Source organism: Streptomyces sp. NPDC051561, from assembly GCF_044454195.1.
Taxonomy (GTDB): domain Bacteria; phylum Actinomycetota; class Actinomycetes; order Streptomycetales; family Streptomycetaceae; genus Streptomyces.
Genome location: NZ_JBITDM010000019.1, coordinates 39016 through 60008, shown reverse-complemented (window position 1 = coordinate 60008; position 20993 = coordinate 39016). Strand labels below are relative to the sequence as shown.

Annotated in this window: 21 protein-coding genes; 14 read left to right on the top strand and 7 right to left on the bottom strand. The window is 70.3% G+C overall.

Going from position 1 to position 20993, the window contains the following annotated elements:
• Window positions 1-60: 60 nt before the first annotated feature.
• Window positions 61-777, bottom strand: coding sequence for a TetR/AcrR family transcriptional regulator (locus ACIA73_RS31530; protein WP_399442279.1), 717 nt, complete (start codon window positions 775-777; stop codon window positions 61-63).
• Between the two features lie 129 nt (window positions 778-906).
• Between ACIA73_RS31530 and ACIA73_RS31525 the strand changes: the two genes are divergently transcribed.
• From ACIA73_RS31525 to ACIA73_RS31485, 9 genes are all read left to right on the top strand, one after another.
• The gene (locus ACIA73_RS31525) at window positions 907-1707 is read left to right on the top strand and encodes an acetoacetate decarboxylase family protein (RefSeq protein WP_399442278.1); all 801 of its coding nucleotides are present in this window, start codon (window positions 907-909) and stop codon (window positions 1705-1707) included.
• The gene (locus tag ACIA73_RS31520; protein WP_399442276.1) at window positions 1707-2591 is read left to right on the top strand and encodes an SDR family NAD(P)-dependent oxidoreductase; all 885 of its coding nucleotides are present in this window, start codon (window positions 1707-1709) and stop codon (window positions 2589-2591) included. The genes ACIA73_RS31525 and ACIA73_RS31520 overlap by 1 nt, the downstream gene beginning before the upstream one ends.
• Window positions 2592-2603: 12 nt before the next feature.
• Window positions 2604-3887, top strand: a complete 1284-nt coding sequence (locus ACIA73_RS31515) for an amidohydrolase family protein (RefSeq protein ID WP_399442275.1) — start codon at window positions 2604-2606, stop codon at window positions 3885-3887.
• On the top strand, window positions 3887-5122 hold the full coding sequence (locus tag ACIA73_RS31510) for an amidohydrolase family protein (protein WP_399442274.1): 1236 nt from the start codon (window positions 3887-3889) through the stop codon (window positions 5120-5122). The genes ACIA73_RS31515 and ACIA73_RS31510 overlap by 1 nt, the downstream gene beginning before the upstream one ends.
• A gap of 43 nt (window positions 5123-5165) precedes the next feature.
• A complete protein-coding gene (locus ACIA73_RS31505; RefSeq protein ID WP_399442273.1) occupies window positions 5166-5876 on the top strand; it encodes a VIT family protein in 711 nt (236 codons plus the stop codon).
• 75 nt (window positions 5877-5951) lie between these two features.
• Window positions 5952-6224: a Clp protease N-terminal domain-containing protein gene (locus ACIA73_RS31500; RefSeq protein WP_399442272.1), complete on the top strand. Its 273-nt coding sequence runs from the start codon at window positions 5952-5954 to the stop codon at window positions 6222-6224.
• Between the two features lie 123 nt (window positions 6225-6347).
• Window positions 6348-7307 carry a sterol desaturase family protein gene (locus ACIA73_RS31495; protein ID WP_399442271.1) on the top strand — a complete coding sequence of 320 codons (960 nt, stop codon included), beginning with the start codon at window positions 6348-6350 and terminating at the stop codon, window positions 7305-7307.
• Window positions 7304-8011, top strand: a complete 708-nt coding sequence (locus ACIA73_RS31490) for a lysoplasmalogenase (RefSeq protein WP_399442270.1) — start codon at window positions 7304-7306, stop codon at window positions 8009-8011. Before ACIA73_RS31495 ends, ACIA73_RS31490 begins: the two co-directional genes overlap by 4 nt.
• A gap of 19 nt (window positions 8012-8030) precedes the next feature.
• Window positions 8031-9074: a zinc-dependent alcohol dehydrogenase family protein gene (locus ACIA73_RS31485; protein ID WP_399442269.1), complete on the top strand. Its 1044-nt coding sequence runs from the start codon at window positions 8031-8033 to the stop codon at window positions 9072-9074.
• Window positions 9075-9186: 112 nt separating this feature from the next.
• Here the strand turns inward: ACIA73_RS31485 and ACIA73_RS31480 are convergent, their stop codons facing one another.
• Window positions 9187-10722, bottom strand: coding sequence for a S8 family peptidase (locus ACIA73_RS31480; RefSeq protein WP_399442268.1), 1536 nt, complete (start codon window positions 10720-10722; stop codon window positions 9187-9189).
• Between the two features lie 450 nt (window positions 10723-11172).
• Here ACIA73_RS31480 and ACIA73_RS31475 point away from each other — a divergent pair, with 450 nt between their 5' ends.
• The 3 genes from ACIA73_RS31475 (at window position 11173) to moaA (ending at window position 14407) form a co-directional block, all read left to right on the top strand.
• Entirely contained in the window at window positions 11173-11538 is a 366-nt protein-coding gene (locus ACIA73_RS31475) for a DUF485 domain-containing protein (RefSeq protein ID WP_399442267.1), read from the top strand.
• On the top strand, window positions 11535-13217 hold the full coding sequence (locus ACIA73_RS31470) for a cation acetate symporter (protein WP_399442266.1): 1683 nt from the start codon (window positions 11535-11537) through the stop codon (window positions 13215-13217). The genes ACIA73_RS31475 and ACIA73_RS31470 overlap by 4 nt, the downstream gene beginning before the upstream one ends.
• A 200-nt stretch (window positions 13218-13417) precedes the next feature.
• On the top strand, window positions 13418-14407 hold the full coding sequence (moaA, locus tag ACIA73_RS31465; RefSeq protein ID WP_399442265.1) for a GTP 3',8-cyclase MoaA: 990 nt from the start codon (window positions 13418-13420) through the stop codon (window positions 14405-14407).
• Window positions 14408-14441: 34 nt separating this feature from the next.
• On the opposite strand, the gene ACIA73_RS31460 is transcribed toward moaA, so the two are convergent.
• Together ACIA73_RS31460 and ACIA73_RS31455 are read right to left on the bottom strand one after the other, a co-directional pair.
• Complete coding sequence (locus ACIA73_RS31460; RefSeq protein WP_399442264.1) at window positions 14442-14666, bottom strand: hypothetical protein; 225 nt, start codon at window positions 14664-14666, stop codon at window positions 14442-14444.
• 197 nt (window positions 14667-14863) lie between these two features.
• Complete coding sequence (locus tag ACIA73_RS31455; protein WP_399442263.1) at window positions 14864-15229, bottom strand: DUF3099 domain-containing protein; 366 nt, start codon at window positions 15227-15229, stop codon at window positions 14864-14866.
• Between the two features lie 211 nt (window positions 15230-15440).
• On the opposite strand from ACIA73_RS31455, the gene ACIA73_RS31450 reads away from it, so the two are divergent.
• On the top strand, window positions 15441-15716 hold the full coding sequence (locus ACIA73_RS31450) for a GlsB/YeaQ/YmgE family stress response membrane protein (RefSeq protein ID WP_399442262.1): 276 nt from the start codon (window positions 15441-15443) through the stop codon (window positions 15714-15716).
• A gap of 82 nt (window positions 15717-15798) precedes the next feature.
• Here the strand turns inward: ACIA73_RS31450 and tyrS are convergent, their stop codons facing one another.
• From tyrS to ACIA73_RS31435, 3 genes are all read right to left on the bottom strand, one after another.
• A complete protein-coding gene (gene tyrS / locus ACIA73_RS31445; RefSeq protein ID WP_399442261.1) occupies window positions 15799-17067 on the bottom strand; it encodes a tyrosine--tRNA ligase in 1269 nt (422 codons plus the stop codon).
• Window positions 17068-17160: 93 nt separating this feature from the next.
• Complete coding sequence (locus ACIA73_RS31440; RefSeq protein ID WP_399442260.1) at window positions 17161-18555, bottom strand: metallopeptidase TldD-related protein; 1395 nt, start codon at window positions 18553-18555, stop codon at window positions 17161-17163.
• Window positions 18552-20084 (bottom strand): TldD/PmbA family protein, encoded by a 1533-nt coding sequence (locus ACIA73_RS31435; RefSeq protein WP_399442259.1) that lies wholly within the window; start codon window positions 20082-20084, stop codon window positions 18552-18554. Before ACIA73_RS31435 ends, ACIA73_RS31440 begins: the two co-directional genes overlap by 4 nt.
• 187 nt (window positions 20085-20271) lie before the next feature.
• Between ACIA73_RS31435 and fabG the strand changes: the two genes are divergently transcribed.
• Window positions 20272-20988, top strand: coding sequence for a 3-oxoacyl-[acyl-carrier-protein] reductase (gene fabG / locus ACIA73_RS31430; RefSeq protein ID WP_399442258.1), 717 nt, complete (start codon window positions 20272-20274; stop codon window positions 20986-20988).
• Window positions 20989-20993 lie beyond the last annotated feature (5 nt).

Sequence of the window (20993 nt, the reverse complement as noted above, 5' to 3'; positions counted from 1 at the left end):
AGCGCGCGCGGAGCCGCCCTGCGCCGGTGATTCTAGGCACGCGGGGCGCGCGGTCTCCAGCTATTTTCCGGAGCGCTTTCCCGGGCACCTTGCGCGGCTTGTCGCGGAGCCCTCTGCGGAGGGGCCGCCGTCTGCCCGGCGCTCGCCGTCCGCACCCTCCAGCAACGCCCCCGCCAACGCCCGTACCGACACCACGAACAGCCGCTCCGGATCGACCGGCCTGGCCAGCGCACGCGCCAGCGCCGGGTCGTGCCCGGCCGTCTCGTCGTGGTCGGCGGCCCACAACTCACCCTCCGCCGGGGACTGCACCGGCGAACGCTCCCGGTTGCGCTCCACCAGCACATGCCCCACCACCTGGAACTGCACCGCCCGCACCGCCAGCGCCGCCCGCGCCCCGCGCAGCCCCGCCGCGTGCACCTCGCGCACCAGCGCCTGCTGGGCGGGCAGGAACATCCGCTCGGTCAGGCCGCGTTCGTGGACCATCGCGATCAGGTGCGGCCGGGCGCGCAGCTCGTGGCGCAGTGCGCGGGCCACCGAGACGACCCGCTCGACGGGGGTCCGGCCGCGCGGGGTGAGCGCGCCCATCTCCCGTACCGTCCGCTCGACCAGCGCGTCCAGCAGCGACTCGCGGTTGCCGACGTGCCAGTAGATCGAGGTCACCGCCGTACCCAGCTCGGCGGCGAGCTTGCGCATGGTGAGTTCCTGCGGGCCGTGCTGCACGACGAGCCGTGCGGCGGCGTCCAGCACCTGGTCCCTGCTCAGTGCCCCTCTGGCCATCGGATCCCCCAACTCCCGTATGTGCACGGCCCTTTACCCTTCACGCTCGCTGTTGTAACAGTGTTACAGCAGACCCGACCGGTCCGGGGCGCATACGCCCGGGCGACCCGAGGACAAGGGTGGTACGGCATGGCACGCGTACGGTACGGACCGCGCACCGAGGCCGAGATCCAGGCGGCGCGCACCAGGAGCACCAAGCTTCCCGACATCTGGTCCACCGGTGTACTCGCCGTGTGGGAGAGCGACCCCGACGCGGTGGCGGCCGTCCTGCCGCCGCCCCTCAAGCCCACCGGCCGCCCGCTGGTGCGGGCCAACATCAGCAAGGTCGACATCCCCGGCTATCCGCTCGGCGCCGGATCGGTGGCGGTCGCCGCCGAGTACGGGGGCCGCGAGGGCTGGTACCCCCTGGTCATGCCGATGACCCACGAGCGGGCCCTGATCGGCGGCCGCGAGGTCTTCGGCGAGCCGAAGAAGCTGGGCGAGGTCACCGTCGAGCGCGACGGCCTGGTCATCAGCGCCTCCCTGGCCCGGCACGGCATCGCCTTCGTCGAGGTGCGCGGCGCGGTGAGCGAGACGCTGCCCACCCCCGGGGAGCCGGTCGAGAAGCTGGACTTCTACTTCAAGTTCCTCCCGGCGGTCGACGGGCGCGGCTTCGACGCCGACCCGGTCCTCGTGCAGTGCACCCGCCACGAGAAGGTCCGCAAGCTGGAGCGGATCACCGGGGACGTGGTGCTGCGCGAGTCGATGTACGACCCCGTCGCGGACCTTCCGGTACGCCGCCTCGTCGAGATCACCATCGGCGAGAAGACCAGCGACCAGAGCGGCAAAGTGGTCGAACGGGTCGACGCCCAGGCCCTGTTGCCGTACATCCACCAGCGCTACGACGACCCGCAGCAGATTCTCGACGGTCCGCCGGAAGGGAGCGTCTGATGGAGCTGCGGGCAGGTCAGGTGGCCGTCGTCACCGGGGCGGCGAGCGGCATCGGGCTCGCGATGGTGCGGCGGTTCGCGGACGAGGGACTGAAGGTCGTCCTCGCCGACGTGGAGGAGGGCGCGCTGAAGAAGGCGGCCGCCGAGCTGCGCGAGGGCGGGGCGCAGGTGCTCGCCCGGGTGGTGGACGTCAGTGAGCGCGACTCCGTCCAGGAGCTGGCGGAAGCGGCGTACGAGACCTTCGGCGCCGTACACGTCCTGTGCAACAACGCGGGCGTCGGCTCCGGCGCCGAGGGCCGCATGTGGGAGCACGAGCCCAACGACTGGAAGTGGGCCTTCGCGGTCAACGTCTGGGGCGTCTTCCACGGCATCCAGGCGTTCGTGCCGCGCATGCTCGAAGGCGGACAGCCGGGCCGGGTGGTCAATACGTCGTCGGGGGACGGCGGCATCGCCCCGCTGCCCACCGCCTCGGTGTACGCGGTCACCAAGTCGGCCGTGGTGACGATGACGGAGTCGCTGTACGCGCACCTGAAGGCGGAAGGGGCGCAGGTCGGCGCCTCCGTGCTGTTCCCCGGCCCGCACATGCTGCGCACCGGACTGTGGGAGTCGCACCGCAACAGGCCCGAGCGGTTCGCCAAGGAGCGCCCGCGCAGGTCCCCGTACCGCAGCCTCGACCAGTGGGAGGCGGCGATGAGGGAGGCGGGGCAGGAGATCGAGTTCACGCCGGTCGAGGAGGTCGCCGGGGCCGTCGTGGACGGGATCAGGGCGGACCGGTTCTGGATGCTCCCCGCCGGCGAGCACAGCGACCGGCAGATCAAGGCGCGGTCCCGGTCGATGCTGGACCGCGCCAACCCCTCGTACCTGGAAAAGTTCATTCTCGACTGAGAGGTGGGCACGTTGAGCACGGACCGTGACCCGTACCTGATCATTTCCTCCGACTGCCACGCCGGGCTGCCCACCGAGCGGTACCGGCCCTATCTGGACCCCGCCTTCCACGGCGACTTCGACGAGTTCCTCGGACAGCGCGACGCCCGCAGGGAGGCGATGACCCGGCTCGGGGTCCGCAACGAGGCCTTCGCGAACAAGTGGTTCACGGACAACGAGGAAGGTCTGCGCGGGGGCTGGGACTCCGCGCAGCGCCTGAAGGAGCTGGACGGCGACGGGGTGGCGGCCGAGGTCGTCTTCCCCGACGCGGACGCCGTGGACAGCCAGACCGCCGCACCCTTCGGGGTCGGGCTCGGGCTCTCCGGCGACCAGGACCCGGCGCTCGGCATGGCGGGGGCGCAGGCGCACAACCGGTGGCTGGCCGAGTTCGTCGGCGAGAACCCCGAACGGCACTGCGGGGTCGCCCTGCTGCCCATCACGGGCGAGGTGGAGAAGGTCGTCGCCGAGGTGTACCGGGCGAAGGAGTCCGGGCTCGGGGCGCTGATGATCCCCTCGATGTGGGTGGACAAGGCCCCGTACCACGACCGGCGTTACGACCCGGTGTGGGCGGCGGCGGCCGAGACCGCGATGCCGATCGTCACGCACTCGGGGGCGGCGCCCCGCCACGAGTACGGGGACCACCTGGGGATCTACGTCAGCGAGGTGACCTGGTGGCCGGCCCGGCCGCTGTGGTTCCTGCTCTGGTCCGGGGTCTTCGAGCGGCACCCCGGGCTGAAGTTCGGCATCGCCGAGTCGGGCTGCTGGTGGCTGCCGAACCAGCTGTGGTTCATGGACCGGCTGTATCTGGGCGCGCACGGCGGGAAGAAGCTCTCGCCGTTCGCGGAACTGAAGCGTCCGCCGAGCGAGTACCTGGACCGCCAGATCTTCGTCTGCGCCACCAACACCAAGCGCAGGGAACTGGCCCAGCGGTACGAGATCGGCGTCGACAACATCCTCTGGGGCAGCGACTTCCCGCACCCCGAAGGCACCTGGCCCAGGACCAGGGAGTGGCTGAGGAACACCTTCCACGACATTCCGGTGGGGGAGACACGCCGGATGCTGGGCCTCGCGGCGGCCGACGTCTTCGGCTTCGACACCGAGAAGCTGGCCCCGCTCGCCCGTCGCATCGGACCCACGCCCGACGAGCTGGGACAGAGTGAGGACCAGGCGAGGGTCGAGCTGAGCTGGTCCAAGTCCCGCGAGGTGGGCCGCCATTGGCTGACCGAGCACGACTTCCCGCAACTGGGGGTGCTGTGATGGGCGGCGGGGCCGACCGCTACACCGTCATCTCCGCCGACTGCCACGCCGGCGCCGACCTCCTCGACTACAAGCCGTACCTGGAGAAGAAGCACCACGCGGACTTCGACGCCTGGGCGGCCACCTACACCAACCCCTACGAGGACCTCCTCGCCGACACCGCCGACCGCAACTGGAACTCCGGGCGCCGGCTGGCAGAGCTGGAGGCCGACGGCATCGTCGCCGAGGTCGTCTTCCCCAACACCATCCCGCCGTTCTTCCCCGCCGCCGCCCTGCTGGCCCCGGTGCCCACCCGCGCCGAGTACGAACAGCGCTGGGCGGGCCTGCGCGCCCACAACAGGTGGCTCGAAGACTTCTGCGCGGACGCGCCAGGCCGCCGCGCGGGGGTCGCGCAGATCCTCCTCAACGACGTCGACGAGGCGGTACGGGAGATCAGGCGCACCAAGGAGGCGGGCCTCACCGGCGGTGTCCTGCTCCCGGGAGCCCCGCCCGGATCCGGCATCCCCGAGCTCTACTCGGCCGTCTACGACCCCATCTGGGCGGTCTGCGACGAACTGGAGGTCCCGGTCAACCACCACGGCGGCTCCGCCTCCCCGCCCCTGGGCGACGAACCGGCCGCCCGCGCCGTCTTCATGGTCGAGACCACCTGGTTCTCGCACCGGGCGCTCTGGCACCTGATCTTCGGAGGCGCCTTCACACGCCACCCGGGGCTCAGGCTGGTCCTCACAGAGCAGGGCTCCGGCTGGATCCCCGGCATCGTCGACATGCTGGACTACTACCACTCACGACTCGTCGCGGCGGCGACCAGGGCGTCCACCGCCGAGTCCAAGTTCGGGGCCGGGCTCGCCGATTCGATGGGGGCCAGCCCCAGCGAGGTGTGGCGCGACAACTGCTTCGTGGGCGCCAGCTTCATGCGCCCGCACGAGGTGCCGCTGCGCGACAGGATCGGCCTCGACAAGATCATGTGGGGCAGCGACTACCCGCACGACGAGGGCACCGCGCCGTACTCCCGCGAAGGCCTGCGCATCGCCTACGCGGGCCTGCCGCAGGACGAGGTCGCCGCGATGGTCGGCGGCAACGCGGCCCGGGTCTACGGCTTCGACCTGGGCGCACTGGACGCGATCGCCGCCAAGGCCGGCCCTACCGTACGGGAGATCGCCCAGCCGTTGGAGAAGGTCCCGGCGGACGCCACCAGTCCGGCCTTCGCCCCCGGAGGGTCGGTGCGCGTCTGGTGAGTCATTACGGCCCCGGTGTGCCGCCGGGTGCCATTCTCCGCACATGACTGACACCGCACCCTACGAACCGCACCACCAGGACCTCGGCTCACGCCTCAACTGGCTGCGGGCCGGGGTCCTCGGCGCGAACGACGGCATCGTCTCCACCGCGGGCCTGGTCGTCGGCGTGGCCGGCGCGACCGACTCCCGCGAGACCCTGCTCACCGCGGGGCTGGCGGGGCTGCTCGCGGGGTCCCTGTCGATGGCGGCGGGGGAGTACGTCTCGGTGTCCACCCAGCGCGACGCCGAGAAGGCCGCGATCGACCTGGAGAAGCGCGAACTGCGCGAGCAGCCCGAGGAGGAACTCGCGGAACTGACCTCGCTCCTGCAGTCCCGGGGCCTCTCCGCGGACCTGGCCCGCGACGCCGCCGAGCAGCTCACCGCACGCGACGCACTGCGCGCCCACGCACGCGTCGAGCTCAACATCGACCCCGACGCACTCACCAACCCCTGGCACGCCGCCTGGGCAAGCTTCATCGCCTTTACCGTCGGCGCCCTGCTCCCGCTGCTCGCGATCATCCTGCCGCCGCAGTCCTGGCGGCTGCCGGTGACCGTGGTCTCGGTGCTGCTGGCGCTGGCGCTCACCGGGTGGGGAAGCGCCCGTCTCGGCACCGCCCCGCCGGGGCCCGCCGTGTGGCGGACGATGGGCGGCGGGGCGCTCGCGATGGGAGTGACGTACCTGGTGGGGACCCTGCTGGGGGCGGTGGGCGGGTAGGGCGGGCATCCGGACACGTGTCCGGGGCGGTTCGCACGGTTCCGCCCCGGCGCCGATTCGGCCACCATGGGGCGTATGCCGAACCATGAGCGAAACGAGACAACTCCCCATCCCACTCCGCGATTTGACGCCCTGGTCACCGAGGCGGGCCGGATAGCCATCGGCCTCGGGCACAGCCACACCGGCGCCGAGCACCTGATGCTGGCCCTGCTGCGCGACCCCGACGCCGTACCGACGCAGATCCTCGCCGAGATGGCCGACCCCGCCCAGATCGACAAGCGGCTGCTCGACCTGGTCACCTCGCCGACGTACCACGAGAACCGCCACACCGACCGGCCGCGCTCCTGAACCCGGCACGCTCTCGAAACGGGCACAGTCCTGACGGGGTCCGGCGCTCCTGACGGAACTTCTTACATACTTGTGGGTAACAACCCCTAGTCGAGCCCCCACCAGCGGCTCTATCGTGCGGGCATGCCGAACCTGCCCGATGTCGTGCTGTGGTCGATACCCGCCTTCGTCCTGCTCACCGTGCTCGAAATCGTGAGCTACCGCCTGCACCCCGACGACGAAGCCGAGGGGTACGAGACCAAGGACGCCGCCACCAGCATCACCATGGGGATCGGCAGCATCGGCTTCGACTTCCTGTGGAAGATCCCGATCGTCGCGATCTACACGGCGGTCTACGAGCTGACGCCCGCCCGCATCCCGGTCCTGTGGTGGACCATCCCGCTGATGCTCCTCGCCCAGGACTTCTTCTACTACTGGTCGCACCGGGGCCACCACGTCATCCGCATCCTCTGGGCCTGCCACGTGGTCCACCACTCCAGCCGGAACTTCAACTTCACCACCGCGCTGCGCCAGCCCTGGACCACCCTCACCGTCTGGCCGTTCTACCTCCCGCTGATCGCCTGCGGCGTCCACCCGGCTGCCCTCGCCTTCTGCTCCTCGGCCAACCTCGTCTACCAGTTCTGGGTGCATACCGAGCGGGTCGGCAAACTCCCGAGGCCCTTCGAGTACGTCCTCAACACGCCCTCGCACCACCGCGTCCACCACGCCTCGCAGGGCGGCTACCTGGACCGCAACTTCGGCGGCATCCTGATCATCTGGGACCGCCTCTTCGGCTCCTTCGTGAGCGAGACCGAACGCCCGGTGTACGGGCTGACCAAGAACATCGGGACGTACAACCCACTGCGCGTCGCCACCCACGAGTACGCCGCCATCGCCCGCGACGTACGCGCGGCGAAGACCTGGCGGGAGCGCGCGGGACGGATCTTCGGCGGCCCCGGCTGGCAGCCGAGGACAGCCGCCACGGGCACGCCCACCGCGGACGCGGCTGCCACAGGCACGCCCACCAAGGACGCGCCGACGCAGGACGCCCCCGCAGCGCCCCTCGACGCCACCCCCGCCCAGCAGCCGGAGCCCGCCGCATGAGCACCGCTCGGCCCCTCGGCGGCCGCTTCGCCCGCCCCCGTCTCGCCCGCCCCCTCCTCGCCGCCTTCCTCCTCGCGGCCGCCGTCGACCTCGCCGGACTGCTGGCGGGCGCCTGGCCGGTGCACGCCGCCGCCAAGCCCCTGCTGATGCCGCTGCTCGCGGGTTACGTCGCCGTACGCGGCGGCCCGCGTCTCCTGGTGGCGGCGCTGCTCCTCGGCTGGGGCGGCGACCTGGCCCTGCTCTTCGACGCGGACCCCGCCTTCATGATCGGGATGGGCTCCTTCGCCCTCGGCCACCTCTGCTACCTGGCCCTCTTCAAGGGTGCGCCGATGAACCGGCCGCTCGGCGCCGCCTACGCCGTCGCGCTGATCGCCGTGGTGGCGCTGCTCTGGCCCGACCTGCCTGCCGAGCTGCGCGTTCCGGTCGCCGGATACAGCCTGCTGCTCACGGTCATGGCGCTGCGATCCAGTGGCCTGGGGCTGTACGCGGGCGTCGGCGGAGCCCTCTTCCTGCTCTCCGACACCCTCATCGCCACCGGCGTCGCCCAGTGGCCGCAACTGCCGGCTCCGGACTTCTGGGTGATGGCCACCTACTCGGCCGCCCAGCTGCTGCTCGCCCTCGGGGTGCTGGGCGCGGCGCCCCGCCCGCCAGCGCGTGCCGAGCCGGAGCTCCCGGCGTACGGTGAGAGGCACACCAGCCTCTGACCAGCAAGGATGCCCTCCCATGCGCGCCACAGTCATCCACGCCCCAGGCGACATCCGGATCGAGGACGTACCGGATCCGCGCCTTCGGCTGCCGACCGATGTGGTGGTACGGGTGCTGCGCGCCTGCATCTGCGGCAGCGACCTGTGGGCCTACCGGGGCGAGTCCGCGCGGCAGCCGGGGCAGCGGATCGGACACGAGTTCCTGGGAGTGATCGAGGAGGCGGGCGCCGAGGTACGGGCCTTCAAGGCCGGTGACCTGGTCGTCGCGCCCTTCGTCTGGTCGGACGGCACCTGCGACTTCTGTGCGGAGGGGCTGATGACGTCCTGTCCGCAGGGCGGCTTCTGGGGCTCGGTGGGCTCGGACGGCGGCCAGGGCGAGGCGGTGCGCGTGCCGCTCGCCGACGGCACCCTGGTCAAGCTGCCCGCCGACGCCGCGTCCGACGACCGGCTGCTGACCGCGCTGGTCACCCTCGCCGATGTGATGGGCACCGGCCACCACGCCGCCGTCGGCGCGGCCGTGCGGCCCGGACTGACGGTCGCGGTCGTCGGCGACGGGGCGGTCGGGCTCTGCGGCGTACTGGCCGCCAAGCGGCTCGGCGCCGACCGGATCATCGCGATGGGCCGCCACCGCGCGCGTACCGACCTCGCCCGCACCTTCGGCGCCACCGACGTGGTCGCCACCCGGGGCGACGAAGCGGTCGCCGCCGTGAGGGAGTTGACCGGCGGGCAGGGGGCGCACTCGGTCATCGAGGCCGTCGGCACGGAGCAGTCCATGCGCACCGCGGTCGCCCTCACCCGCGACGGCGGCGCCATCGGCTATGTCGGCGTGCCGCACGGCAGCGCCACCGGGCTCGACCTGGGCGTGATGTTCGGCCGCAACATCGCACTGCGCGGGGGAGTGGCCCCGGTCCGCGCCTACCTGCCCGAACTCCTCACCGACGTCCTCAACGGGACGATCGACCCCTCGCCGGTCTTCGACCTGACGGTCGGCCTCGACGGGGTCCCGGACGGCTACAAGGCGATGGACGCGCGGACCGCGCTCAAGGTGCTGGTCAAGCCGTAGCAGCCGTACGGCCGTACCCGCGGGCAGCCGTACGCACGGCGAAGGGGCCGGCCGGTGCGAGCACCGGCCGGCCCCTCCCCGCGGTCAACTACCGCGGATCATCTGCCACTTGTCACTTGCGGACGGCGCGCAGGGCGTCGACGATGCCGGCCCCGTAGAAGCCGTTGTCGTTCGTCGAGCCCTTGCAGACGGCGTCGATCTTGCCGTCCTTGTTGATGTCGTACGGGTCACCGCACGCCACGCTCTCCGCGTCCGTCGTCAGCATCCGCTCCAGCTGGCGCGGCGTGGCGTTCGGGTGCGTCGACTTCAGCAGCGCGAGGACGCCCGAGACGTGCGGGGACGCCATCGAGGTGCCGGCCTTGTAGCCGTAGCCACCGCCCGGCAGGGTCGAGAGGATCCGGCCGTCGACGGCGGGGCCTTCCGGCGTCTGGTAGACGGTGCTGTCGCCACCGGGAGCGGTGACGTCGACGACGCCCTTGCCGTAGCTGGAGTACGACGACTTGATGCCCTTGGCGCCGGTCGCGGAGACCGTCACCACGTCATCCAGCTGCATCGGGATGTCGAGGCACTTCTTCGGGTCGATGATCCGCTCGGACGGGGTGCCGTCGTTGGGGCTCGACGTGTCCTTGATCTCCTTGGAGTCGAGGTCGTAGTTCGAGTTGCCCGCCGAGGCGACCGAGATGGTGCCCTTGTTGTAGGCGAAGCGCTGCGCCCGGTCGACGGCCTCCACGAGGGCGCCCTGGTCCGGGTCGTCCTTGCAGTTGAACATCCACGGGTCGGTGTAATAGCTGTTGTTCGTGACGTCCGCACCGTGCTCGGCGGCGTACACGAACGCACAGACGACGGCCTCGGTGTAGAACTCACCGCTGGAGTCCGCGACCTTGATGCCGGAGACCCGGACGTTCGGCGCGACACCGGTGACGCCGACCCCGTTCTTCGCGGCGGCTATGGTGCCCGCCACGTGGGTGCCGTGGTCGGACTCGTCGGCCTTCGGGCGCCACACACCGGCCGTGGTGTCGGCCTTGCCGCCGACGCAGCTCGCGGAACCCTTGGCGTCGAAGTTCGGCGCCAGGTCCGGGTGGGTGTCGTCCACGCCCGTGTCGATGACCGTGACGTTGACCTTCTTGCTGCCCAGCGACTTCTGGTGCGCCTTGTCGGCGCGGATCGCCGGGAGACCCCAGAGCAGCGGCTCCAGCGGGTCCTCGGCGGTGGTCGCCTTCTTCGCGGCGGCCTGTGCCTCGGTCGCCGACAGACGCTCGGTGGCGCCCACATCGGTGGTGGCGGCCGACTTGATCGGCGCCGTGCGCGTCGCGCCCGCCGACTCGACGCCCCGCACCTTGCGTATCTGCTTCCCGAACTCAGGGTTCTGGGAGGTGACGACAATGACGCCGATCTTGTCGTAACTGATCACGATGGTGCCGCCGGCCTTGGCTATCGCCTTCTTGACCGACTTCGCGGTGGAGCTGCCACCGTCGACGTTCACGACATAGGAAAGCTTCGGGCCGTTGGCCGCCGGAGCCGCCGCGGGCGCCTCGTCGACGGGCGCAGCGTTGGCCGAGGTCATCGGCAGGATGCCGAGCGAAGCCGTCAGTGCCAGACCGACGGGCACCGCGAGCGCGCGTGACCGTCGGGTTCCCAGATGAGCCATGGGTTCTCCACATCATCCGTGCCGAACGTCCCACCGCGCCAATGCGGTTGGACGGGTACATGACCAGCGAAACTATCGCCGAATCATGCTTCACAGCAATGAATTCCGGAAAGAAATCGCACAGGACGGACACAGTTCTGTCACCGTGGCCGCCGGGTCGGGTGTGTCAACTGCGCACCGCGCGCAGTACGTCGACGATCCGGGCCCCCTAGAAGCCGTTGTCGTCCGCGCCGCCCTCACAGACGGCGTCGGCCTTTCCGGCCCGGCGGAGCGCCGATCCGGTCCCCCCGCGGGCTCCGGAAAAGAAAACGCACGTGTTGAACCGGGACGCTCCTCGCGCCGTGCCGTTGACAGGGGGCGAGCAGTAACCCGCCGGACGGGCCCCGCCCGTCCCCTGCGTACGAGGACCCCTTGATCACCCCCACCCCACCCGCGCAGCGAGGAGATTCCGTGGCCACCGATGCACCGCCGCCCCAGGGCGGATCCGACACAAGCCCCGCCGGGCCCACGACGGCACAGTTTGTCGAGGTGCAGGAGAGCGCGGAATTCGGCGAACTGCGCCGGGCCCACCGCTCCTTCGCCTTCCCGCTCACCATTGCCTTCATCGCCTGGTACCTGCTCTACGTACTGATGTCGAACTACGCCGGCGGCTTCATGGGCACCAAGGTGTTCGGCAACGTCAATGTCGCCCTCGTCTTCGGCCTCGCCCAGTTCCTGACGACCTTCCTGATCGCCTGGTTCTACTCGCGGCACGCGGCCACCAAGCTCGACCCGAAGGCCGCAGCGATCAAGTCCCGCCTGGAGGCCGGAGAATGACACCTCAGAACATGGGCTGGCAGGGCATCACCGCCCTCACCCCGCAGAGCCTCCAGGACAACCTGGGACGGCACCTCGCCGCCGGTGACGGCGCCAGCGAGCACCGCACCCTGATCATCACCCTCTTCGGCCTGTTCGTCGTCGCCACGCTGGTCATCACCATCTGGGCCGGCAAGCAGACCAAGAGCGCCTCCGACTTCTACGCGGGCGGCCGCCAGTTCACCGGCTTCCAGAACGGTCTGGCGATCTCCGGCGACTACATGTCCGCCGCGTCCTTCCTCGGCATCGCGGGATCCATCGCCCTCTTCGGCTACGACGGCTTCCTCTACTCCATCGGCTTCCTGGTGGCCTGGCTGGTCGCCCTGCTCCTGGTCGCCGAACCGCTGCGCAACTCCGGCCGCTACACCATGGGCGACGTCCTCGCCTACCGGATGAAGCAGCGCCCGGTGCGCACCGCGGCGGGCACCTCCACCATCGTGGTGTCGATCTTCTACCTGCTGGCCCAGATGGCGGGCGCGGGCGTCCTGGTCTCGCTGCTGCTCGGCATCAAGAGCGACGGTGGCAAGATCGCGATCGTCGCCCTGGTCGGCGTCCTGATGATCGTCTACGTCACCATCGGCGGTATGAAGGGCACCACCTGGGTGCAGATGGTCAAGGCCGTCCTGCTGATCGCGGGCACCCTGCTGATCACCTTCCTGATCCTGCTGAAGTTCAACTTCAACCTCTCCGACCTGCTCGGCGCCGCCGCCACCAACAGCGGCAAGGAGGGCTTCCTGGAGCCCGGACTGAAGTACGGCGTCAGCGCGATGTCCAAGCTGGACTTCATCTCGCTGGGCATCGCCCTGGTCCTGGGCACCGCGGGCCTGCCGCACATCCTGATCCGCTTCTACACCGTGCCCACCGCCCAGGCCGCCCGTAAGTCCGTGAACTGGGCCATCGGCATCATCGGCGCCTTCTACCTGATGACGATCGTGCTGGGCTTCGGCGCCGCGGCCCTCCTCAAGCCGGAGGACATCACCTCCTCCAACAAGGCGGGCAATACGGCGGCGCCACTGGCCGCACTCGAAATCGGCGGCGGTGCGGGCTCCACCGGCGGCGCCATCCTGCTCGCCGTGATCTCCGCGGTCGCCTTCGCCACCATCCTCGCCGTCGTCGCAGGCCTCACCCTCGCCTCGTCGTCCTCCTTCGCGCACGACATCTACGCGAACGTCATCCGGCGCGGCAAGGCGACGGAGAAGGAGGAGATGAGGGCGGCCCGCTGGGCGACCGTCCTCATCGGCATCGTCTCCATCGCACTGGGCGCACTCGCCCGCGACCTCAACGTGGCCGGCCTGGTCGCGCTCGCCTTCGCGGTCGCCGCCTCCGCCAACCTGCCGACGATCCTCTACAGCCTGTTCTGGAAGCGGTTCACCACCCAGGGCGCGCTGTGGTCGATCTACGGCGGACTCTTCGCCGCGGTCTTCCTGGTGCTGTTCTCGCCGGTCGTCTCGGGCAAGGCCACCTCGATGTTCAAGGGCGTCGACTTCGCCTGGTTCCCGCTGGAGAACCCGGGCCTGATCTCGATCCCGCTGGGCTTCCTGCTCGGCTGGCTCGGCTCGATCCTCTCCAAGGAGGAGCCCGACAAGGGCAAGTACGCCGAGCTGGAGGTCAAGTCCCTCACCGGTACCGGGGCGCACTGACCCACGGGCCGGCTCACGGGCCGGTCCACCAGCGCAGGAGCACGCCGGACACCGCTCCTTCCGTACGTTTCTCCAGGGCCGCGTCGTAGAGTCCTACGACGCGGCCCTGCCGCGCCTCGTGGCAATCGGCCCTCCGGTGATGTCAGTGCCGTCGCGTAGTGTCGTAGAACAACAGTCACCCAACGGGGAGGGGGCCCAAAGTGCTCATCGACACCTACGGTCGGGTCGCCACCGACCTGCGCGTTTCGCTGACCGACAAGTGCAATCTGCGCTGCACGTACTGCATGCCCGAAGAGGGCCTCCAATGGCTCGGCAAGCAGGAGCTCCTCTCCGACGACGAGATCGTCCGCCTCATCTCGATCGCCGTCACCGACCTGGGCATCACCGAGGTCCGTTTCACCGGCGGCGAACCGCTGCTCCGCCCCGGCCTGGTCGGGATCGTCGAGCGCTGCGCCGCCCTGGAACCCCGCCCCAGGATGTCCCTCACCACCAACGGCATCGGCCTCAAGCGCACCGCCACCGCCCTCAAGGCGGCCGGCCTTGACCGGGTGAACGTCTCCCTGGACACCCTGCGCCCCGACGTCTTCAAGACCCTCACCCGCCGCGACCGCCACAAGGACGTCCTGGACGGCATGGCCGCCGCCCGTGAGGCCGGCCTCACCCCGGTCAAGGTCAACGCCGTACTGATGCCGGGCCTCAACGACGACGAGGCCCCCGACCTGCTCGCCTGGGCCGTGGAGAACGCCTACGAGCTGCGCTTCATCGAGCAGATGCCGCTGGACGCCCAGCACGGCTGGAAGCGCGACGGCATGATCACCGCCGGGGACATCCTGGCCTCCCTGCGCACCCGCTTCACCCTCACCGAGGAGGGCGAGCGGGAGCGCGGCTCCGCGCCCGCCGAGCGGTGGGTGGTGGACGGGGGGCCGCACCGGGTCGGTGTGATCGCCTCGGTCACCCGCCCGTTCTGCGGGGCCTGCGACCGCACCCGGCTCACCGCCGACGGTCAGGTCCGCACCTGTCTCTTCGCCCGCGAGGAGTCCGACCTGCGGGCCGCCCTGCGCTCGGACGCCACCGACCAGGAGATCGCGGAGCTCTGGAAGGTCGCCATGTGGGGCAAGAAGGCCGGCTCGGGCCTGGACGACCCGACCTTCCTCCAGCCGGACCGTCCGATGTCGGCGATCGGCGGCTGAGAGCCCGCCTGACGCCCCGGCGCCACCGGTCGGGTCAGCGGCCCGAACCCTCGGGCTGCTCCCACTCGGCGAACAGCACGACGTCCTTCAGGAAGCCCCGCAGGTCCAGGAAGTTCGACAGGTGCTCGCGGTGCTCCTCGCACGCCAGCCACGTCTTGCGGCGCTGGGGGGTGTGCAGCTTCGGGTTGTTCCAGGCCAGCACCCACTCGGCGGGCGCACGGCAGCCCTTGCCGGAACAGAGGGGGAGTTCGTCGTTCACAGGAGATTTCCCAACAGGGGCCACCGGAAAAGGGCCCTCACAAAGGCGACGCCGAGCAGCCACGGGGGGAGCTGCCCGGCGTCGGTCCGTCGCTCCGACGGGGGATGCGGAGCGCCTACGAAGTATGTCATGGGGGGAGGGGTGCGGTGCACCGGAACTACATGATTGATCTGAGCTTTTCTTGAGCTTGGGCGGAGCTAAGTAGTCCGCCCCTGGGGCTCGTTGACCGATTCGGAGGGCTCCGGGTCCATGATCCGTCCCTCCAGCACAGGCCCCAATGCAGGCCTCACGGGCGCCGGAACGAAGGTCGACGGCAGAGCCTTCACGGTCTCCCGGCCGGCGTTCGCGATCACCACCGAGACGTACGGCAGCAGCACACCCAGCGCGAGCGCCACGATCGCCACATGGCGTTCCACGTTCCACAGCACCGCGGCGGCGATGACCGCCACCGTCCTGATCGACATCGAGATGATGTAGCGGCGCTGCCTGCCCCGCACATCGTCCGCCAGCGACTGCCTGGCCCCGGTGATCCGGACGACCTCGGCTCCGTGCAGCTTCCGCATGTGTTCCACCACCGTTTCCCGCACCGGGCGCTCCCCGGCCCGGACCCACTCCACCGTACGCCCGTGCTCCGACGGGCGGCAGAGCGGGGGCGGTCCCCTTCGACCGGGAACCGACCGGCGTACCGCGTATGGCGGTGTCCGACATGCGCCGTACGGGGGACAGCCCCAGACTTGATCGCAGCGCACATCCGCGCCGGTACGAGGAGGCGACATGAGTTGGTTGTGGGCAATCATCGTCGGGCTGGTGCTCGGCCTGATCGCGAAGGCGATCATCCCGGGCAAACAGCAGATCCCGCTCTGGCTGACGACCGTGTTCGGCATCATCGGAGCCGTGCTGGGCAACTGGCTGGCCACGGTGTTCGGCATCAACGAGACCAGGGGCATCGACTGGGGCCGGCACATCCTCCAGCTGATCGGTGCCGTCGCGGTGGTCGGCGTGGGCGACGCCCTCTATGCCATGGTGCGCGGCAACAGGCGTACCACCTGATCGACCCCGCAGCACCTACGGCCGTGGCCGGGACCCCGCTGAACTGCGGGTATCCCGGCCACGGCCGTACGTGCGGTCGCTCTCAGGCGCCGGTGACCTCGACCGCCGCCAGGTTCTTCTTGCCCTTGCGCAGCACCAGCCAGCGGCCGTGCAGCAGCTCGGCGGCGGTGACCTCGGCGTCCTCAGCGGCCACCTTGACGTTGTTCACGTAGGCGCCGCCCTCCTTGATGGTGCGCCGGGCGCCGCCCTTGCTGGGCGCCAGACCGGCGGCGATCAGCAGATCCACCACCTGGCCGAGCTCGGCGACCCGCGCGTGCGGCAGCTCACAGAGCGCGGCCCTGAGCGTCGGCTCGTCGAGGTCGGCCAGCTCGCCCTGCCCGAAGAGCGCCTTGGACGCTGCGATGACCGCGGCGCACTGGTCCGCGCCGTGCACCAGCGTCGTCAGCTCCTCGGCCAGCGCCCGCTGGGCGGCCCGCGCCTGCGGCCGCTCCTCGGTCTGCTGCTCCAGCTGCTCCAGCTCCGCCTGGCTGCGGAAACTGAGGATCCGCAGGTACTTGCTGACATCCCGGTCGTCCACGTTCAGCCAGAACTGGTAGAACGCGTACGGCGTGGTCATCTCCGGGTCCAGCCAGACGGCCCCGCCCTCGGTCTTGCCGAACTTGGTGCCGTCCGCCTTGGTCATCAGCGGCGTCGCCAGCGCGTGCACGACCGCGTCCTGCTCGACCCGGTGGATCAGGTCGAGACCGGCGGTGAGGTTGCCCCACTGGTCGCTGCCACCCTGCTGGAGGGTGCAGCCGTAGCGGCGGTAGAGCTCCAGGAAGTCCATCCCCTGGAGCAGCTGGTAGCTGAACTCCGTGTAGCTGATGCCCTGTTCGGACTCCAGACGGCGGGCGACCGAGTCCTTGGTGAGCATCTTGTTGACCCGGAAGTGCTTGCCGATGTCCCGCAGGAACTCGATCGCGGACATGCCGCCGGTCCAGTCCAGGTTGTTCACCATCAGCGCGGGATTGTCGCCCTCGAAGTCGAGGAACGGCTCGATCTGCGCACGCAGCCGGGCCACCCACAACTCGATGGTCGCCACGTCGTTCAGCGTCCGCTCGGCGGTCGGCCGGGGGTCACCGATCTGCCCCGTCGCCCCGCCCACCAGCGCCAGCGGGCGCAGACCGGCCTGCTGGAGCCGGCGCATGGTGAGCACCTGCACCAGGTGGCCGACGTGCAGACTGGCCGCGGTGGGGTCGAAGCCGCAATAGAACGTGACGGGGCCGTCCGCGAGCGCCTTGCGCAGTGCGTCTTCGTCAGTGGACTGGGCGAAGAGGCCGCGCCACTTCAGCTCGTCGACGATGTCCGTCACGGTTCTCGTATCTCCTTGGATGTACGTAAGGCTTGCCCACCGAGGTTAGCCGACCTGACGGCCCCGGCCTGCGGGATTACGGGCCGGCCGCCCCTACACCCCCCGGCTCACCGAACTCATGTTGAAGTCCGGCACCCGCAGCGCGGGCATCGCCGCCCTGGTGAACCAGTCGCCCCACTCGCGCGGCAGCGTCTTCTCGGTGCGCCCCGCCTGGGAGGCGCGCGAGAGCAGATCGACGGGCGACTCGTTGAACCGGAAGTTGTTCACCTCCCCGACCACCTCTCCGTTCTCGACCAGATAGACGCCGTCCCTGGTCAGACCGGTCAGCAGCAGGGTCGCCGGGTCGACCTCGCGGATGTACCAGAGGCAGGTCAGCAGCAGTCCGCGTCCGGTGTCCGCGACCATCTCGTCCAGGGACTTGGTGCCGCCCGCGTCCAGGATCAGGTTGTTGATGTCCGGCGCCACCGGCAGTCCGGTCAGGCCCGCGGAGTGCCGGGTGGTGATCAGTCGCTCCAGCTTCCCGTCCTTGATCCAGTCGGTGCCGGAGAGCGGCAGCCCGTTGTCGAAGACGGACGAGTCGCCGCCCGAGGAGTGCGCGAGCACGAACGGCGCGGACTCCAGACCGGGCTCGTCCGGGTCGCTGCGCAGCGTCAGCGGCAGCTCGGACAGCCGGTCCCCGAGCCGGGTCTCGCCGCCCGGCCGGGAGAACACCGTCCGGCCCTCCGCCGCGTCCCGGCCGCCCGACGACCACAGCTGGTACACCAGCAGGTCGGCGACCGCGCTGGGCGGCAGCAGCGTCTCGTACCGCCCGGCGGGCAGGTCGATCTTCCGCTCGGCCCACCCCAGCCGCCGCGCCAGCTCCTCGTCCAGTGCCGCCGGGTCGACGTCCTTGAAGTCCCGGGTGGAGCGGCCGGCCCACGCGGACTTCGTGCGGTCCGGGGACTTGGCGTTCAGCTCCAGGGTGCCGTTCGGCTGGTCGTGACGCAGTCGCAGCCCCGTGGACGTACCGAGGTAGCTGGAGGTCATCTCGTGGTTCGCGAAGCCGTACAGCTCCCGGCCGCCCGCCCTCGCCCGCGCGAAGGCCTCACCCAGTGCCGGTGCGAACGCGTCGAAGACGCTCGACGAGGTCTCCGCGGGCGCGTCCCGGAAGTGGGGCGAGGCGGGGACCCCCGACACCAGTGGCTGCGCGTCCTCCGCGGGCCCCGCCGTACGGGCCGCCGCCTCGGCCGCCCGTACCAGCGGCTCCAGTTCATCGGCCGTCACCGCCGACCGCGAGACCACCCCGGACGCGGTGCCCCGGCCGCCGTCCACCGTGGCGATCACGGTGAGGGTACGTCCACGGGTCACCCCGTTCGTGGTGAGCGCGTTGCCCGCCCACCGCAGATTGGCCGACGACTCCTCGTCGGCGATCACCACACACCCGTCGGCGGTGGACAGCTCCAGCGCCCGCTCGACGATCTCGTACGGCTTGCTGCTCGCGCGGCTCATCGCCCTGCCTCCTGCGTGGTGTTCAAGATGTTGACGCCCCGGAAGAGGGCGGAGGGGCAGCCGTGCGAGACCGCGGCGACCTGGCCCGGCTGGGCCTTGCCGCAGTTGAACGCGCCGCCCAGCACATAGGTCTGGGGGCCGCCGACCTTCTCCATGGAGCCCCAGAAGTCGGTGGTCGTCGCCTGGTACGCCACGTCGCGCAGCTGACCGGCCAGCTTCCCGTTCTCGATACGGAAGAAGCGCTGCCCGGTGAACTGGAAGTTGAAGCGCTGCATGTCGATGGACCACGACCGGTCGCCGACCACATAGATCCCGCGCTCGACACCCCCGATCAGATCCTCCGTGGAGAGCCCGCCCGGATCCGGCTGGAGCGACACGTTCGCCATCCGCTGCACGGGAACGTGGCCGGGGGAGTCGGCATAGGCGCACCCGTTGGACCGCTCGAAGCCGGTCAGCCTGGCGATCCTGCGGTCGAGCTGATAGCCGACCAGCGTCCCGTCCTTCACCAGGTCCCAGGACTGGGCCGCCACCCCCTCGTCGTCGTAACCGATCGTCGCGAGACCGTGCTGAGCCGTCCGGTCACCCGTCACATTCATGATGTTCGAGCCGTACGCCAGCTTCCCCAGCTGGTCGAAGGTGGCGAAGGAGGTCCCGGCGTACGCGGCCTCGTAGCCCAGCGCCCGGTCCAGCTCCGTCGCGTGCCCGATCGACTCGTGGATGGTCAGCCAGAGGTTCGACGGGTCCACGACCAGGTCGTACGCCCCCGCCCGCACACTCGGCGCCCGCATCTTCTCCGCGAGCAGCGAGGGAATCTCCTCCAGCTCGCCCTCCCAGTCCCACCCGGTACCTGTCAGGTACTCCCAGCCCCGCCCGGCCGGCGGCGCGATCGTCCGCATCGAGTCGAACTCGCCGGACTTCTGGTCCACCGCGACGGCGGTCAACTGGGGGTGCAGGCGCACCCGTTGCTGGGTCGTCACCGTTCCCGACGTATCGGCGTAGAACTTGTTCTCCTGCACGGTCAGCAGCGACGCGTCCACATGCGCCACCCCCTCCGCCCCCAGCAACCGCGAGCTCCAGTCGGCGAGCAGCGCCGACTTCTCCTCGCCCGGCACGTCGAACGGGTTGATCTCGTACGAGGACACCCACGTCCGGTCCTCGTGCACCGGCTCCGACGCCAGCTCCACCTTCTCGTCGGACCCGGCAGCCTTGATCACCTTCGCCGACAGCTTCGCCATCGCCACGGCCTGCCCGGCGACCCGGGCGGCAGCGTCCATCGACAGATCCACCCCGGACGCGAACCCCCACGCCCCGCCGTGCACCACCCGCACCGCATAGCCGAGGTCGGTGGAGTCCGACGAACCGGACGGCTTGGCGTCACGCAGCCGCCAGGAGGCGCTGCGCACCCGCTCGAACCGGAAATCGGCGTGGTCGGCGCCCAGCGCACGGGCGCGGGCGAGGGCGGCGTCGGCGAGGGCACGCAGGGGGAGCGCGGTGAAGGTGGGGTCGACGGGATGACGGGACTGCGTCACGGGTGTCTCCTTATCGGCGAGACGAGGTCGCCCCGATCATGTCGCGTCGAGGGGGCCTGTGCCCAGTGCCTTTCTGTAGGGACCCGACAGTGGTCGCCCGGTGGCGCTGTCAGGCCCCGATTCTCCGTACGAGCCCCGATACCGATAGTTTCGTCAGGACCAGACCGCTATTCGAAAGGGTGATCCGTTGAGCCGCTCGGTTCTCGTCACCGGAGGAAACCGGGGCATCGGCCTCGCCATCGCCCGCGCTTTCGCCGACAACGGCGACAAGGTCGCGATCACATACCGCTCGGGTGATACCGCAGAGCTCGAAAAGGCGGGCCTGCTGCCCGTCAAGTGCGACATCACCGACACCGAGCAGGTGGAGCAGGCCTACAAGGAGATCGAGGAGAAGCACGGTCCCGTGGAGGTGCTGGTGGCCAACGCCGGCGTCACCAGGGACCAGCTCCTGATGCGGATGTCCGAGGAGGACTTCACGTCCGTCCTCGACACCAACCTCACCGGCACCTTCCGCGTCGTGAAGCGCGCCAACCGCGCCATGCTCCGCGCCAAGAAGGGCCGTGTCGTCCTGATCTCCTCGGTGGTGGGCCTCCTCGGCTCCGCCGGGCAGGCGAACTACGCCGCCTCCAAGGCCGGTCTGGTCGGCTTCGCGCGTTCGCTCGCCCGCGAGCTGGGTTCGCGCAACATCACCTTCAACGTCGTCGCGCCCGGGTTTGTCGACACCGACATGACCCAGGCGCTCAACGACGAGCAGCGCAAGGGCATCGTCGCCCAGGTGCCGCTCGGCCGTTACGCGCAGCCGGAGGAGATCGCCGCGGCGGTCAAGTTCCTCGCCTCCGACGACGCGTCGTACATCACTGGAGCCGTCATCCCGGTTGACGGCGGATTGGGCATGGGTCACTGATCGCC

Excerpts from the sequence above, each read along its gene's own strand:
- ACIA73_RS31530 (WP_399442279.1), bottom strand. The coding sequence starts at position 777 with ATGGCCAGAGGGGCACTGAGCAGGGACCAGGTGCTGGACGCCGCCGCA.
- ACIA73_RS31525 (WP_399442278.1), top strand. The coding sequence starts at position 907 with ATGGCACGCGTACGGTACGGACCGCGCACCGAGGCCGAGATCCAGGCG.
- ACIA73_RS31520 (WP_399442276.1), top strand. The coding sequence starts at position 1,707 with ATGGAGCTGCGGGCAGGTCAGGTGGCCGTCGTCACCGGGGCGGCGAGC.
- ACIA73_RS31510 (WP_399442274.1), top strand. The coding sequence starts at position 3,887 with ATGGGCGGCGGGGCCGACCGCTACACCGTCATCTCCGCCGACTGCCAC.
- ACIA73_RS31505 (WP_399442273.1), top strand. The coding sequence starts at position 5,166 with ATGACTGACACCGCACCCTACGAACCGCACCACCAGGACCTCGGCTCA.
- ACIA73_RS31500 (WP_399442272.1), top strand. The coding sequence starts at position 5,952 with ATGCCGAACCATGAGCGAAACGAGACAACTCCCCATCCCACTCCGCGA.
- ACIA73_RS31495 (WP_399442271.1), top strand. The coding sequence starts at position 6,348 with ATGCCGAACCTGCCCGATGTCGTGCTGTGGTCGATACCCGCCTTCGTC.
- ACIA73_RS31490 (WP_399442270.1), top strand. The coding sequence starts at position 7,304 with ATGAGCACCGCTCGGCCCCTCGGCGGCCGCTTCGCCCGCCCCCGTCTC.
- ACIA73_RS31485 (WP_399442269.1), top strand. The coding sequence starts at position 8,031 with ATGCGCGCCACAGTCATCCACGCCCCAGGCGACATCCGGATCGAGGAC.
- ACIA73_RS31480 (WP_399442268.1), bottom strand. The coding sequence starts at position 10,722 with ATGGCTCATCTGGGAACCCGACGGTCACGCGCGCTCGCGGTGCCCGTC.
- ACIA73_RS31470 (WP_399442266.1), top strand. The coding sequence starts at position 11,535 with ATGACACCTCAGAACATGGGCTGGCAGGGCATCACCGCCCTCACCCCG.
- ACIA73_RS31455 (WP_399442263.1), bottom strand. The coding sequence starts at position 15,229 with ATGCGGAAGCTGCACGGAGCCGAGGTCGTCCGGATCACCGGGGCCAGG.
- ACIA73_RS31450 (WP_399442262.1), top strand. The coding sequence starts at position 15,441 with ATGAGTTGGTTGTGGGCAATCATCGTCGGGCTGGTGCTCGGCCTGATC.
- ACIA73_RS31440 (WP_399442260.1), bottom strand. The coding sequence starts at position 18,555 with ATGAGCCGCGCGAGCAGCAAGCCGTACGAGATCGTCGAGCGGGCGCTG.